Consider the following 14494-nt stretch of genomic DNA (forward strand, 5'->3'; position numbering starts at 1 on the left):
GCCGGCGGTTGGGACCGCCCGGGGGTGACGCGAGTTGCTTTGGGCGTCCGACGGGGTGAATTTGTTTTCGCGGGGCCCCTAAGGAATGCGGTGCGGTCGTGGAAGAGCGTGGAGCGGCAGAGCCGTCCACGACCAGCAAGTTTGGCACCGCATTCCTCCCCACGAAAACAAATCCACCCCGTCGGACACTCGGCGCGCGTGTTGCGTGCCGTTGTGGTCCGGCTGCTTGGGCTGACGTGGTCGAGCTACTTGAACTGTCGCGGTCCGGTTGCTTGAAACTGACGTGGTCCGGTTGCTTGAGCTGTCGCGATTCGGTTGCTTGGGCTGACGTGGTCGGGCAGCTTGAGCTGTCGCGGTCCGGTTGCTCGGGTCGTCGTGGTCGGGCGGCCTGAGCTGTCGCGGTTGGTTAGGTGGAGCGGGCCAGGAGGGTGTTGAGGGTTGCGCGGAGTGTGTCCGGGGATGCGGGGGCGTCTTGGGTGCGCCAGGCCACGTGGCCGTCGGGGCGGATCAGGACGGCGCCGGAGGGGGTTAGGCCGTACTCCTTGGCCCAGGTGGGGGCGCAGAGGCCGCTGGTGGCGTCGGCGGAGATTTCCTCGGCGGGGATGGCGTTTGCCGTTGCCGCGTGGGCCCAGCCGCTTCCGGTTGGGGTCAGCAGGGTGAAGCCGGGACCTAGTAGGTCCAGTGTGGACAGTTCGGTGCCGTTGTGGGTCAGCCAGACGTGGGGGGCGCGGTGGCCGGGGCGGGCGGTGGGGATGTACGTGCGGTACGGGTCTTCCGGGGTGGGGGCGGGGGTGCCGTCGTCCAGCACGGCGGGTGAGGCGTAGTGGAAGCCGAGGACCAGGCCCTCGGAGCTGCGGCGGCCCGCCTGCTGCTCGATGGACTCCTTGAGGGTCAGCTCGCCCTCCATCATGCGGAAGGTGATGAACGCGTTGGTCAGGCTCTCCTCGACGGTGCGCGCGCCGACCGGGTGGCGTTCGGCCTCGTAGGTGTCGAGGAGTGCCTCGCCCGCCTCGCCGCGCAGGACGGCGGCGAGCTTCCACACCAGGTTGTGCGCGTCCTGGATGCCGCAGTTCATGCCGAAGCCGCCCTGCGGGGTGGACACGTGCGCGGCGTCGCCCGCCAGGAACACCCGGCCGGAGCGGAAGGTGCGCGCGGTCACCGCCTGCTGCAGCCACGGCATGACCCCGACCAGGGAGACCTCCAGGTCCGGCACGCCGACGGCGGCGCGCACGACCTCGACGCAGAACTCCGGGGTGAAGTCCTCGGCGCTGCCGCCCTCGGCCGGGTCGTAGCCGGTCTGGATCATCCAGCGGCGCTTGTTGTCCACGGCCTCGACCGCGCACGGGATGGCGCTGCGGATGAAGTACAGCGCGCACATGCGGCCATCGAGCAGCGGCACCAGGTCCGCGTCGAACATCACGCTGATCATGTGGCCGATCGGCGGCGGGCCGTCGACCGGGATGCCGAGGGACTCGCGCACGCCGCTGCGCGCGCCGTCGGCCGCGACGCAGTAGCGCGCCCGGACCCGCTCCCCTGTGGACAGTTCGGCGGTGACGCCGCCGTCGTCCTGCGACAGCGCGGTCATCCGGACGCCGAAGCGGATGTCGGTGCCCGGCTGTGCCTCGGCGTGCGCCTTGAGGATCACCTCGAACCTGTCCTGCGCGCAGATGTAGGCGTAGGTGGGGCTGTGCGGGGCGTCCTCGGCGATCGCGGCGGCCTGGCGGCGGAAGTCGTCGCCGACGAGCGAGGTGCCCACGCCGACGGCCAGGCTGTCCTCGCGGGGGAGCCCGGCCAGCTCGACCGCCTCCTGCAGCCCCCACGCGCGCACCAGCTCCATCGTGCGGGTGGTCACCAGCCGGGCCTTCGGGAAGATCGACGTGCCCGGGTGCTTCTCCACCAGCAGGCAGGTCAGCCCGTGGCGGGCGCACTCCACGGCGGTGGCCAGGCCCACCGGGCCCCCACCCACGATCAGCACGTCCACGTCGCCCATGCGGGCAAGCCTCAGCCATCGGCGCCCGCGCGGTCAATCCCGTGGATATCGAACTGATAGGGGATGAAAAACGCAGGTCAGTAGCGTTGCCGTGCACGCTCGCGAGTGGTCTAGCAGCAGGGGAGACGTCCATGTTCAGCGAAGGCGCGGTAGCCCTGGTAACCGGCGGGTCGCGCGGCATCGGACGTGCGGTGTCGATCGATCTGGCGGCGCACGGGGTGCACGTCGTGATCAACTATTCGCGGTCGGAGGCGCAGGCCAAGGAGCTCGTCGCGCAGATCGAGGCCGACGGCGGCAGCGCGAGCATCGCCCAGGCGGACGTGACCGACGAGGCCGCCGTGCGCGAGATGTTCCGCGCGCTGCGCTCCGAGCACGGCAGGCTCGACGTCCTGGTCACCAGCGCGGGCGTGACCCGCGACCGGCACCTGATCGCCATGAGCACCGAGATGTTCACCGAGACCATGGACACCAACGTGCTCGGCACGTTCCTGGTCTGCCGCGAGGCGATGCGCATCATGCAGCACCAGCGCCGCGGCTCCATCGTCTCGATCAGCTCCTCCAGCGGCATCGACGGCGGCTTCCCCGGCCAGACCAACTACGTCGCCTCCAAGGGCGCCATCATCGCCTTCGCCAAGGCGCTGTCCAACGAGGCCGCCCCGCACGGCATCCGGGTCAACGTCGTGGCGCCGGGCTTCGTGCGCACCGACATGATCAAGGGCATCCCGGAGAAGATCCGCGCGGGCTACGAGTCGCGCATCCGCATCGGCCGCATGGGCGAGCCGCAGGAGATCGCCAACGCGGTCACCTTCCTGGCCTCGGACAAGGCCTCCTACATCTCCGCCGCAGTCGTCGTCGCCAACGGCGGCGGGCTGAGCTGACCGTCCACAAAGAACACCGAGGGGAGCACCGTGACCATCGACGAGCTTCGTGCCGCCGCGTCCGCGCGCCGGGAGACCTGCGCGCAGATCAAGAAGATGATCGTCTCGCGCCTGGACCTGCCGATCGAGCCGGAGTGGATCACCGACGACCAGCCGCTGTTCGGCCGGGGCCTGGAACTCGACAGCCTCGACGTGCTGGAGCTCTACGTCGCCATCGAGGCCGAGTTCGGCGTGGCGCTCTACGACAGCGACATGTCCGTCTTCGGCTCGGTCTCGCGCCTGGCCACGCACGTCAACCCGGCGCTGGAACTCGAGAAGACCCCGGCATGACGGCGACCCTGCCCGGCGCCACCCGCACCAACCTCTCCCACGACGAGGTGCGGGAGATCCTGCCGCACCGCTGGCCGATGCTGCTGCTCGACCGCGTGGAGAAGGTCGAGCCCGGCGTCAGCGGCACCGCGGTGAAGAACGTCGCGGGCACCGAGCTGTGGTTCCAGGGCCACTTCCCCGGCGAGGCCGTGCTGCCGGGCATCGTCGTCATCGAGACGATGGCGCAGCTGGCGGGCGTGGTCTTCGCGCTCGCGGGCGCGGGGAAGATCAGCTACCTGGCGGGCGTGCGGTCGATGCGCTTCCGCCGCCCCATCGTGCCGGGCGACCAGCTCGTGCTCACCGCCGAGCGGACCGCGGGCGGCCGCGGCTTCGGCGAGTACAAGGTCACCGCCCGCGTCGACGGGCAGGTCGCCGCCGAAGGCTCCATCAGCATCGCAGACCCCGCACACGGAAAGGCCTGACATGGAATCCCCGATCGCCCAGCCCGACGGGACCGTTCTCGGCGACATCCTCGAGGCGACGGTGGCCCTGCGCTACACCACGCTGGCCGAGGAGTACGCCGCGATCCGCGACCGCGCCGCCCTGCTGGACCTCTCCGGCGTGCGGATCATCGAGATCTCCGGAGGCGACGCCGTCGACTTCGCCCAGCGCGTGCTCGCCCGCGACGTGGAGTACCTCACCGCTGAGCGGTGCATGACCAGCCTGGTGCTCGACGCGGACGGCACGGTCGTCGACCAGGTCGTGGTGTGGGGCCGGGAGACCGGGATGCTGCTGGAGAGCTCGGTCGGCGGCGGCACGCGGCTGCTGGAGCACCTGCGCGCCCAGGTCGGCGCCGGTGACATGCCGAGCGACGTGGAGATCACCGACCGCTCCGAGGAGCACGTCCTGTTCGGCCTGGAGGGCCCGTACTCCTGGGGCGTCGTCGGCCGCCTGATCGACGGCGAGCTGGCCGCGCTGCCGTTCGAGTCCGTGGCGGACACCGAGTGGGACGGCGTGCCGGTCATCTTCGCGCGCACCGGCTTCACCGGCGAGTACGGCTACAAGGTGCTCGTGCCCCGCGCCGAGGCGCAGCGCCTCTGGGCGGCCGCGGCGGCCGAGGCCACCCCGGCGGGCAACGAGGCGCTGGAGCTGTCGATGCTGGAGGTCCGCCAGCCGCTGGTGCACCGCGAGGCGGGCGCCGCCGACATCCTGGAGATGGGCGCGAACTGGCTGGTGGACATCACCAAGGACGACTTCGTCGGCCGCGACGCGGTGGTCGCCGCCTTCGAGGCGCCCGCGGGCCTGCGCACCATCGGGTTCACCACCTCCGCCGACATCCCCGCCGCGGGCACCGAGGTGACCGTGGACGGCGAGCGGATCGGCGAGGTCGTGCACGCCGTGCACAGCGTCGGCCTGGACGCCGCGCTCGGCCTCATCCGGGTGCCCGCCGAGCTGGCCGCGGCCGGGCTGCAGGTCACCGTCGGCGGCGCCGAGGCGATCACGCTGACCAGCCCGTACGTCACGCCGAAGTCGTGGAGCACGCCGATCATCTGATCGCCGCGCTGCGATCAGCACGTCAGGGAGGAACTCAGTCATGGCGCTGCGCCCAGTGGTCATCACGGGTGTCGGGGTGATCTGCGCGGCGGGCCGCGACCCGGAGGAGTTCTGGGCGCGGCTCACCGCGGGCGAGAGCGGGATCACCGCGGTCGCCGACCAGCGGTTCACCGCGTTCGAGGCCCGCCACGCGGGGCAGGTGCCCGCGGCGTGGATCAGCGAGCAGCTGCCGCGCGAGGACGGCATGCTCGACCGCACCGCGCGGCTGGCGCTGGTCGCGGCCCGCCAGGCGCTGCGCCAGGCCGGTCTGGCCGACGCCGGGTCGGTGCCCGGCGAGCGGTTCGGCCTGGTGCTGGGCAAGTGCCAGGCCACCCCGGACGAGACGGGCGGCTACCAGCCCATCTACGGCACCGGGGACATCATGGCCGAGCGGCTGGGCATGCGCGGGCCGCGCATCCTGGTCTCCACGGCGTGCGCCGCGGGCGGCAACGCCGTCGGCCTGGCCAAGGACAAGATCCTCACCGGCGAGGCCGACGTGGTGCTCGCGGGCGGAGTGGACCCGCTGCTGTTCGGCACCTACGCGGGCTTCGCCGGGCTCCAGGCGCTGAGCACCGGCCCGTGCGCGCCCTACAGCCGCTCCGACGGCCTGAACCTGGGCGAGGGCGCGGCCTTCCTGGTGGTCGAGCCGCTGGACCGGGCGCTGGCCCGCGGCGCGGTCCCGCTGGCCGTGGTGGCGGGCTACGGCCTCTCCGCCGACGCCTACCACGCCACCGCGCCGGACCCGACCGGCCGCGGCGGCGTCAGCGCGATGCGCAGGGCGCTGGCCGACGCCGGGCTGGGCACCGACGACGTGGACTACGTCAACGGGCACGGCACGGGCACGCCCGCCAACGACGCCATGGAGAAGAAGGTGATGCGCTCGGTCTTCGGCGAGCGCGCGGCGTCGGTGCCCACCAGCAGCATCAAGAGCTTCATCGGGCACACCCTGGGCGCGGCGGGCGCGGTGGAGGCGGTGGCCAGCGTGCTGGCGCTGCGCACCTCGACCGCCCCGCCGACCATCGGGTTCACCGAGGAGGCGATCGAGGCCGCCACGCTGGACTTCGTGCCCAACACCGCCCGGCGGATGCCGATGTCGGTGGTGGTGTCGAACAACTACGCCTTCGGCGGCAACAACGCCGCGCTGGTGCTGCGCTCCCCCGGCCACGGCGAGGGCGGCTCCGACGGGCTGCCCGAGCGCGACGTGGTGGTCACCGGGCTGGGCCCGGTCACCGGGCTGGGCACCGGCATCGCCGAGGTGACCGCCGCGCTGGCCGCGGGCCAGAGCAGCGCCGCCACCCCGTCGCTGGAGGGGCGCACGTTCGCGCCGCGCACGCTGTGGCGGCACATGAACGCCCTGTCCCGCATGGCCATCGCCGCGTCGCGGCTGGCCTGGGAGGACGCCGGGCTGAAGCTGTCCCGCGCGGCCTGCGACAACGTCGGGGTGATCTTCGCGACCGCGGCGGGCTCGGTGGAGAGCACCGGCGGCTTCGACGAGAGCGTGCTGGCCGACCCGAACAAGCCCGCGGTGCTCAGCTTCTCCAACGTGGTGCTCAACGCCACCGGCGGCGCGGTCTGCCAGACCCTCGGGCTGCGCGGGCCGACGACGACCATCTGCAACGGCGGCGCGTCGGCCTCCATCGCGCTGGACTGCGCGGTCGAGACGATCCGCGCGGGCAAGGCCGACGTGGTCCTGGTGGTCGCCGCCGACGACGCCAGCTCCGAGGGCGACCTGGCCGACGTCACCCCCTACGACCGCTCCTCCGCCACCGCCCCGCTCGCCTCCGCCGCGGTGGCGCTGGTGGTCGAGTCGGCCGAGCACGCCGCGGCCCGGGGCGCGACCCCGTACGCGCGGGTCGTGGCCAGCGCCCACGCGGGCTCCGGCGGCGACGGCGAGCGCGGCCTGGTCGAGCGCGGCCTGTCCGCGCTGCCCGCCGACGTCGACCTGGTCATCGGCTCGGCCACCGGCCGCGCCGACGACGCCGACGAGGCCGCCGCGGTGCTGGCCGCGCTGCCCGGCAGCAGGCTGACCGCGTCCACCGGCCTGACCGGCGACTGCGGCTCGGCCACCGGCGCGCTCAACCTGGCGCTGGCGGCGCTGGCGATCCGCGACGGGGTCGTGGCGGCCATCCCCGGCCTGGAGAACCCGGTGGCGGGCGCCACCGAGTCCTACGTGGCCAAGCCGGTGCTGCCCGGGCCCGTCCGCCGCGCGCTGGTGCTCAGCGCCGCGCCGGGTTCGGTGCGCGGCGGGACCGTCCTGGGGGCGGTGTGACGACAGTGCCGTCGGCAGCCGCGCCATCGGACGTCACCCCTTTCGACGTCCTGGAGACCGACCGCCTGCTGACCACGACCCGGTCGGTGCGCAAGCGGCTCGACCTCGAACGCCCGGTGCCCCGCTCGGTCGTCGAGGAGGCCCTTGAGGTGGCCGTGCAGGCGCCGACGGCCAACAACCAGCAGAACTGGCGCTGGGTCGTGGTCACCGACCCGGAGCTGAAGGGCCGGATCGCGCACATGGTCGCGCAGGCGTGGCGCTTCCACGAGCGGGAGGTGTGGGCCCGCTCCGGCCGCAGGCGCAACGACGAGCAGGCCCGGCGCAACCACGAGTCCGCGCAGGCGCTGGTGGAGATCCTCGGCAAGGTGCCGGTGCTGGTGATCCCGTGCGTGCTGGGCAGACCGCCGGACATCGGCGACATCGACCGGCAGTGGTCGGCATCGCACCAGGCGGAGCTCCTCGTCGGCACCTGGAAGGAGGGCTCCCTGATGGGCGCCATGCGGGCCAGCAACTTCTACGGCTCGATCTTCCCGGCCATCTGGTCGTTCCAGCTCGCCCTCCGCAGCCGGGGCCTGGGCAGCACGATCACCGGCATGCACCTGCCGTTCGAGCGGCAGGTGGGCGACCTGCTCGGCATCCCGGCCGGGGTCAGCCAGATCTGCCTCGTCCCCGTCGCCTACACGATCGGCACCGACTTCCGTCCGGCCAACCGGCACGCGGCGAAGGAACGCACCTATTGGGAGAGGTGGCAGGCATGAGGACCGACAACGCCGACGTCGTGATCGTCGGTGGCGGCATCTCCGGCGCCTCCGCCGCGGCCTATCTCGCCACGCACGGGCTGTCGGTGGTGATGCTGGAGAAGCAGGACACCTACACCGACATCGTGCGCGGCGAGTGGATCGCGCCGTGGGGCATGCGCGAGGCGCAGATCCTCGGCGTCGAGGACGCCTTCGGCCTCGGCGGCGCGTGGGAGATCCGCGAGTGGACGCAGTGGGACGAGACGACCGACGACCCGTACACCGCCGAGACGGTGGACATGACCCGGTTCGTGCCGGGCGTGGGCGGGCCGCTGTCGTTCCCGCACCACACCGTCTGCGAGCTGATGGCCGAGCAGGCCGTGGACAACGGCGCGACGGTCATCATGGGCGTGCAGAAGGTCCAGGTGACCAAGGGCGAGAAGCCCTCCGTGCGCTTCGCCACCGCCGAGGGCGACCGGGAGATCCACGCCCGCATGGTCATCGGCGCGACCGGCCGCGGCTGCACCATCGGCCGCCAGATCGGCATCAGCATGGAGACCGCCGTGCACCACTGGGGCGGCGGCGTGCGCGTCGAGGGCCTGCACGACTGGCCGATGGACGTGCAGGCGATGGGCACCGAGGGCGAGAAGATGTTCATGGTCTTCCCGCAGGGCGACGGGATGGCCCGGCTCTACATCAACTTCCCCACCGCCAACAAGCACCGCTACCGCGGCCCGGAGGGCACCGCCCGGTTCATCGCCGACTTCGAGCTGGACTGCCTGCCCGACCGGGGCAAGTCCGTCTACGCCGCGGCGTCGCCGATCGGCCCGCTGAAGGTGTGGCCGTCGGTGTCGATGTTCCCCGAGCAGCCGATCGTCACCGACGGCGTGGTGCTGGTGGGCGACGAGGCGGGCAACGCCGACACGGTGCTCGGCACCGGCCTGTCGTGCAGCCTGCGCGACACCCGCACGGTGTGCGAGATCCTGGTCGGCTCCGAGGACTGGTCGCCGTCGGCGTTCGAGCCGTACCTGGTCGAGCGCAAGTTCCGCATGGAGCGGCTGCACTTCGGCGCGGGCATCATCGCCAAGCTGCACTGCGAGTTCGGCCCGGAGGCCGCCGCGCGCAGGCGCCGGGTGCGCGAGCTGATGGCCGACAACTTCGCCGCGCAGGTGACCGGGCTGCTCAACATGGTCCCGCCGGAGGAAGTCCCGGACTTCGGCTTCAGCGAGTTCTTCGCCGAGAGGCTGTTCAGGGAGAGGGTATGAGCGAGCTTTCGAGCGCGTCGCAGCGGGACAGCCTGCTGACCGACACCGCGCACGTGAACGGGGTCGACATCGCGTATGTCGACAAAGGACAGGGCGACCCGGTGGTGCTGCTGCACGGGTTCCCGGACTCGCACTACCTGTGGCGCCACCAGATCGACCCCCTGGTCGAGGCGGGCTTCCGGGTCATCGCCCCGGACCTGCGCGGCTTCGGCGGCTCCAGCAAGCCGCAGGAGGCCGAGGCGTACGACATGCGCACGATCGTCAACGACGTCGTGGCGCTGACCATCCACCTGGGCATCCCGCGCGCGCACATCGTCGGCCACGACTGGGGCGCGGCGATCGCCTGGATGTACGCCTTCCTCATGCCGCGCCGGGTCGACCACCTCGCGGTGTTCTCCGTCGGGCACCCCGGGGTGTTCGCCACGCCGTCGATCGAGCAGCGCCGGGCCAGCTGGTACATGCTGTTCTACCAGTTCCCCGGGGTCTCCGAGCAGCTGCTGCGCCGCAACGGCTGGCGGCTGTTCAAGGAGATCATGGGCACCGAGGGCGACTACCAGCGCTACCCGCGCGAGCTGGCCAAGCCGGGCGCGCTGACCGCGGCGCTGAACTGGTACCGGGCCAACCGCTCCCCGGAGTCGGAGCTGCGCGTGGAGCGGAACTTCCCGCCCGTGCTCGCCCCGACGATGGGCGTGTGGTCCACCGGCGACCAGGCGCTGCTCGAGGAGGGCATGACCGGGTCGGTCAAGTTCGTCAAGGGCCCGTGGCGCTACGAGCGCGTCGAGGACGCCAGCCACTGGATTCCCCTCGACCAGCCCGAGCTGGTGAACAAGCTGCTGCTGGACTTCCTCGGCAGCGAGAAGGCCGCCAGCGCGCCGTCGCGCCGCAGGCGTCTCTAGGCAGGAAGGGATCGCCGTGATCGCGTTCGTGTTCCCCGGGCAGGGCACCGTGCGGGTCGGGATGGGCGGCTGGCTGCGCCGCGACCCGGTGGGCGCCGAGGTCATCGCGCGCGCCGACGCGCTGCTGCCCGAGCCGGTCTCCGAGCTGTGCGCCCGGGGTCCGCTGGAGCGGCTGGTCGCCACCGACGCCGCCCAGCCCGCGGTGACGGCGTGCAACCTCGCCGCGCTGGCGGTCCTCGCCGCCCGCGGCATCGTCGCGGACGTCGTCGCCGGGCACAGCGTCGGCGAGCTGAGCGCGCTGTGCGCGGCGGGCGCGCTCGACGTCGACGCGACCCTGCGCCTGGTGGCGACCCGCTCGCGGCTGATGGCCTCGGTGCCGGACGTCGGCGGGATGAGCGCCGTCATGGGTCCCGAGCCCGCCCAGGTGGCCGCGTGGGCGGTCGCGGCGTCCACCCCGGACGAGCCGCTCGTCGTCGGCTTGGAGAACGCGCCGGACCACACCGTGGTCTCCGGCGCGCTCCCGGCCATCGAGCGCCTCGTCGCGCTGGCCGAGGGGGCGCGCAAGGTCGTGCCCCTCAAGGTCGGCAACGCCTTCCACTCCCCGCTGATGGCCCCGGCCGTCGACGCCTGGGCGGAGGCGGTGCGCGCGACGCCGATGGCCGAGCCGCAGGTGCCCGTCATCCCGAACACCACCGCGGAGCCCACCACGGACGTGGCGGTCCTGCGCGAGGCGCTGATCGACCAGATGACCGCGCGCGTCCGCTGGACCGAGACCATGCGCGCGCTGTCCGCCCGACTGGAGTCCGATGTGGACCAGTGCGTCGAGGTCGGGGACAGCAAGGTCCTCTCCGGGCTGCTGCGCGCGGTCGGGGTGCGCTGCGTGAGCATGTCCGACCCGGCCGCCGCGCGCAGGCTGGAGCCGGTCGCATGAGCCGCTGGGGCAGCGCGGCGGTGGCCTTCCGCGGGCTGTCCGACCCCGCGGAGCTGGTCGCGCCGATGGCCTTGGAGGCCGTGTACACGCGCGCCGAACGGGTGCGCTCCGGCGAGGGCAGGACGCTGCAGCACTGGGCGGGCAGGCTCGCCGCCAAGCACGCCGTGCTGCGGCTGCTCGGCGTCGCGGCGACCCCGGAGTCCCTCGCGGGGGTCGAGGTGCTGCCCCGGCCGTCGGCCATGTGCGCCCGCGGCGCGGCCTGCCTGCACGGGCACCCGCCCGAGGTGCACCTGCGCGCGCCGCTGCGCGCCGACGACGTCCGGACCCGCATCCGGATCTCGGTCAGCCACACGGCCGACCTGGCCGTCGCGGTGGCGCTCACCGCGGCCACCCTCCCGGAGGACGAGCGATGAGCACCGATCCCGTCGAGCGCCACCTCGCCGCGTGGCGCGACGGCGACCCCGACGCCGCCGCGGCGGCCGTCGCGTCCTTCACCGACCCGGACACCGACAAGCCGCTGAGCGGCCACGCCCTCGCCGCGCACGCGCGGGAGTGGCTGGCCCGCTTCCCCGGCACGTTCGAGTTCACCGTGGACGGCCCGGTGGTCTCCTGGACCCTGACCGCGGCGCACCGCGACTCCTACCTCGGCATGCCGGGCACCGGGGCCGAGCTGGTGGTCACCGGCGTCGACGTGCTGACCGAGCGCGAGGACGGCCTGCACGTGCGCCGCGGCTTCGACCGGCTCGCCGTCGCCGAGGCGCTGGGCTACACGGCCAAGTTCGTCCCGCGCGAGGACGGCGACCGCGAGTTCGGCGTCAGCACCCGCACCCCCGGCAGGCCGGGCACCCCCGGCGCGATCACCCTGACCTGGCTGGACGTGCGCGACGACGACGAGGGCGCCGACGTGGACCTGCTCAGCGTCGAGGTGGTCAAGGCCCTGCGCGCCTCCCGCGGCTTCCTCGGCGCGGGCACCTTCGACATCGGCAACCGCAAGTACACGCTCACCGCGTTCGACAAGCCGGATTCGGTGCGCGCGGTGCACGCCCGCGCCCACCAGCGCGCCATGCGCCGCTTCTTCAAGGGCGGGCTGTGCACCGGCGCGTACACCAGCGTGTGGACGCTGGCCAGGGAGAGCCACTTCGCCCGCTGCGGCGGCTGCGACACGATGACCGCGGCGGGCAAGACCTGCGACTGCGGCTGGACCCCCGACCCCGAGACCCTGTTCTAGAGACCCCGTTCTAGGAGAACCCCGATGACGGTCTTCACCGCAGAGCACGCGCCAGGGACCGAGGGCAGGCCCCTCGTGGCGTTCATGTCCGCGCTGTTCGCGGGCGGCTGGATCTGGAACCGCCCGTACGACGCCCTGGTCGAGCGCGGCTGGCCCGTGCTGCGCACGAACGAGCCGATCTGCGCCCTGGACAGCAAGGTCGCGGGCTCCATCGAGCGCCTCGGCGACGCGCTGCTGGAGTCCTGCGACGCCGTCGGCGCGGAGAAGCTGGTGGTGTGCGCCAACTCCCTGGGCGGGCTGGTCGCCATCGACCTCGCGGGCCGCCACCCGGACCGGGTCGCCGCCATCGTGGTCTCCGGCGCGCCCGGCCTCACCCCGGACCCGGACGTGGGCCTCAACATCGACCGGCGCGCCGACGTGCGCCCGTCCGGGCCGCAGTTCCAGGCGCGCATGCTGGCCGCCCTCTTCCACGGCGAGCCGCTGTTCACCCAGGAGCAGATCGACTCCGTCGGCACGGTCCTGCAGCAGGGCCCGGCGATGGTGGCGATGGCGCGCAGCATCCGCGCCACCCGGACGTACAAAGTGGACCCCGCCATGGACAAGGTGACCTGCCCGTCGCTCTACGTCTGGGGCCGCCACGACCGGATGACGCCGATCGACCCGTGGCTGGAGACCGTGCCCCGGCACTCGGGCACCGAGTTCATCACCATCGAGGACTGCGGGCACATCCCGATGATCGAGGCCGCCGAGGAGTACAACGAGCACCTGCTGCGGTTCCTGGACCGGGTGTGATCGCGCCTCCCGTGCTGGTCGGGGTCGACGTCGTCGAGGTCGACCGGATCAGCCGGGCCGTCGCCTACAGCGGCCCGGCCTACGCCCGGCACGTGACCGCGCCAGGCGAGCACCCGCTGCACGAGGACCCCGACCTGGCGACGGCGGCCAGCGTCGCCATCAAGGAGTCGCTGGTCAAGGCGCTCGGCGGCAGGCCGCCGGGGTTCACCTGGCACGACTTCACCGCCCGCGGTGACGTGGCCTGGGGAGGTGGCCCGGGGGGAGGCGGCCCGGACAGCACCGACTGGGCCCGCGCCCTGCTCGACGACGCCGTGCCCGAACTGGCCGCCTCGACCGACGTCGTGCTCACCGAGTACTGCGCCTACGGTGTCGGCGGGGCCAGCCTGGCCGCCGCCCGCACCCGCTTCCCGCCCGACCCAGGCGTCATCGCCGGTGCCGCCCGCTGGGGCTGGCAGGGCAACCTGATCGTCGCACTTGCCATACTGACAACGTTTCCGGAAGGAGCGCTCTGATGTCGCTGACCGAGACCCCCGCCGAGGTCACCGTCGCTCCCGGGGAATCCATCCAGGCGGCGCTTGACGGTGGGGCGCGGTTCATCCGGCTGTCGGCGGGCGTTTACCCCGGTGGCGTGGTCCTGCCGTCCGGCACGCGGTTACTCGGCGCGGGCCCCGGCGCGAGCGTCATCGTCCCCGGCCCGGTGCAGGACAGCGACGTGCCGCCGCTGCACGACGCGCCCGCCGCCGTCGACCACGCGATCGTCGTCCACAACGTCTCCGACGTGGCCGTCGAGGGCGTGACCCTGCGCGGCTTCTCCGGCGCGGGCGTCTACGCCCACACCGTCACCGGCCTCGCCGTGACCGATGTGGAGTCCGACGGCAACAAGGTCTGGGGCATCTACCTGCGCCAGTCGAGCGGCCTGTCGGTGACCCGGTGCACCGCGCGGGGCAGCCAGTACGGCGGGATCGCGCTGGCCTTCTGCGCCGACGCCGACGCCGACATCGCCGACTGCGAGAGCACCGCGAACGCCTTCGGCGTCTTCGTCGACAACTCCAGCCGGGCCCGCATCCGCCGGGTCCACAGCCACGGCAACGCCGCGGGCGTCCTCATGCTGCACCAGACCTACCCCGGCGAGCCCGAGGGCGGCGTCACCGACTGCCTGGTCGCCGACTGCGACCTCAGCGGCAACACGCTGGCCGCGGGCGGGGAGGACCCGGAGGCGCTCGGCGCCGCGGGCCCGCCGATGTCCGGCGTCGGGCTGGCGATGATCGGCGTGCAGCGGGCGGCGGTGGTGGGCAACCGCATCACCGGCAACCACCCCGGCGGCCCGTCGGTGATGGGCGCGGCGTTCGTCGTCGGCTCCTCCGCGGACTGGGGCGGCTCGGCGTCGGCGGACAACACCGTCGAGTGGAACACGATCTCCGGCAACAGCCCGGCGGACATCCAGGCCGACCCCGACGGGCTGCGCATGGTGAACAACGTGATCGGCCAACCCGAGGAAGCCACATGAGAGACCTCCTGCCAACCCCGGTGCCGAGTGGCCGTCAACCGCACCCAAGGGGAACGGAACGCCACCCGGCCACGGACACCCGCCGAACCGGCGTGTCCC

At 72.9% G+C, this 14494-nt stretch carries 15 protein-coding genes; 14 read left to right on the forward strand and 1 reads right to left on the reverse strand.

The window, feature by feature from the left end:
• Positions 1 to 406 precede the first annotated feature (406 nt).
• Positions 407 to 1990 (reverse strand): FAD-dependent oxidoreductase, encoded by a 1584-nt coding sequence (locus ACTG9Q_RS11160; RefSeq protein WP_455572592.1) that lies wholly within the window; start codon positions 1988 to 1990, stop codon positions 407 to 409.
• A 131-nt stretch (positions 1991 to 2121) separates the two neighbouring features.
• On the opposite strand from ACTG9Q_RS11160, the gene ACTG9Q_RS11165 reads away from it, so the two are divergent.
• From ACTG9Q_RS11165 to ACTG9Q_RS11230, 14 genes are read left to right on the forward strand one after another with little or no spacing between them, the layout of a single operon-like run.
• Positions 2122 to 2868 (forward strand): 3-oxoacyl-ACP reductase family protein, encoded by a 747-nt coding sequence (locus ACTG9Q_RS11165; protein WP_455572593.1) that lies wholly within the window; start codon positions 2122 to 2124, stop codon positions 2866 to 2868.
• A 30-nt stretch (positions 2869 to 2898) separates the two neighbouring features.
• Positions 2899 to 3198, forward strand: a complete 300-nt coding sequence (locus ACTG9Q_RS11170) for an acyl carrier protein (RefSeq protein ID WP_455572594.1) — start codon at positions 2899 to 2901, stop codon at positions 3196 to 3198.
• A complete protein-coding gene (gene fabZ, locus ACTG9Q_RS11175; protein WP_455572595.1) occupies positions 3195 to 3659 on the forward strand; it encodes a 3-hydroxyacyl-ACP dehydratase FabZ in 465 nt (154 codons plus the stop codon). Before ACTG9Q_RS11170 ends, fabZ begins: the two co-directional genes overlap by 4 nt.
• A 1-nt stretch (position 3660) precedes the next feature.
• The gene (locus tag ACTG9Q_RS11180; protein WP_455572596.1) at positions 3661 to 4731 is read left to right on the forward strand and encodes an aminomethyl transferase family protein; all 1071 of its coding nucleotides are present in this window, start codon (positions 3661 to 3663) and stop codon (positions 4729 to 4731) included.
• Between the two features lie 40 nt (positions 4732 to 4771).
• Positions 4772 to 7039: a beta-ketoacyl synthase N-terminal-like domain-containing protein gene (locus ACTG9Q_RS11185; RefSeq protein ID WP_455572597.1), complete on the forward strand. Its 2268-nt coding sequence runs from the start codon at positions 4772 to 4774 to the stop codon at positions 7037 to 7039.
• Positions 7036 to 7797, forward strand: a complete 762-nt coding sequence (locus ACTG9Q_RS11190) for a nitroreductase family protein (protein ID WP_455572598.1) — start codon at positions 7036 to 7038, stop codon at positions 7795 to 7797. The genes ACTG9Q_RS11185 and ACTG9Q_RS11190 overlap by 4 nt, the downstream gene beginning before the upstream one ends.
• Complete coding sequence (locus tag ACTG9Q_RS11195; RefSeq protein ID WP_455572599.1) at positions 7794 to 9041, forward strand: FAD-dependent oxidoreductase; 1248 nt, start codon at positions 7794 to 7796, stop codon at positions 9039 to 9041. Before ACTG9Q_RS11190 ends, ACTG9Q_RS11195 begins: the two co-directional genes overlap by 4 nt.
• The gene (locus tag ACTG9Q_RS11200) at positions 9038 to 9937 is read left to right on the forward strand and encodes an alpha/beta fold hydrolase (protein ID WP_455572600.1); all 900 of its coding nucleotides are present in this window, start codon (positions 9038 to 9040) and stop codon (positions 9935 to 9937) included. The genes ACTG9Q_RS11195 and ACTG9Q_RS11200 overlap by 4 nt, the downstream gene beginning before the upstream one ends.
• 16 nt (positions 9938 to 9953) lie before the next feature.
• Complete coding sequence (locus ACTG9Q_RS11205; RefSeq protein ID WP_455572601.1) at positions 9954 to 10868, forward strand: ACP S-malonyltransferase; 915 nt, start codon at positions 9954 to 9956, stop codon at positions 10866 to 10868.
• The gene (locus tag ACTG9Q_RS11210; protein ID WP_455572602.1) at positions 10865 to 11281 is read left to right on the forward strand and encodes a phosphopantetheinyl transferase; all 417 of its coding nucleotides are present in this window, start codon (positions 10865 to 10867) and stop codon (positions 11279 to 11281) included. The genes ACTG9Q_RS11205 and ACTG9Q_RS11210 overlap by 4 nt, the downstream gene beginning before the upstream one ends.
• Complete coding sequence (locus tag ACTG9Q_RS11215) at positions 11278 to 12096, forward strand: nuclear transport factor 2 family protein (protein ID WP_455572603.1); 819 nt, start codon at positions 11278 to 11280, stop codon at positions 12094 to 12096. Before ACTG9Q_RS11210 ends, ACTG9Q_RS11215 begins: the two co-directional genes overlap by 4 nt.
• A gap of 24 nt (positions 12097 to 12120) precedes the next feature.
• A complete protein-coding gene (locus ACTG9Q_RS11220) occupies positions 12121 to 12888 on the forward strand; it encodes an alpha/beta fold hydrolase (protein WP_455572604.1) in 768 nt (255 codons plus the stop codon).
• Complete coding sequence (locus tag ACTG9Q_RS11225) at positions 12885 to 13400, forward strand: phosphopantetheinyl transferase (RefSeq protein WP_455572605.1); 516 nt, start codon at positions 12885 to 12887, stop codon at positions 13398 to 13400. The genes ACTG9Q_RS11220 and ACTG9Q_RS11225 overlap by 4 nt, the downstream gene beginning before the upstream one ends.
• A complete protein-coding gene (locus tag ACTG9Q_RS11230; protein WP_455572606.1) occupies positions 13400 to 14395 on the forward strand; it encodes a right-handed parallel beta-helix repeat-containing protein in 996 nt (331 codons plus the stop codon). The genes ACTG9Q_RS11225 and ACTG9Q_RS11230 overlap by 1 nt, the downstream gene beginning before the upstream one ends.
• Positions 14396 to 14494 lie beyond the last annotated feature (99 nt).

The sequence above is a fragment of the Actinokineospora lacus genome (genome assembly GCF_053813445.1).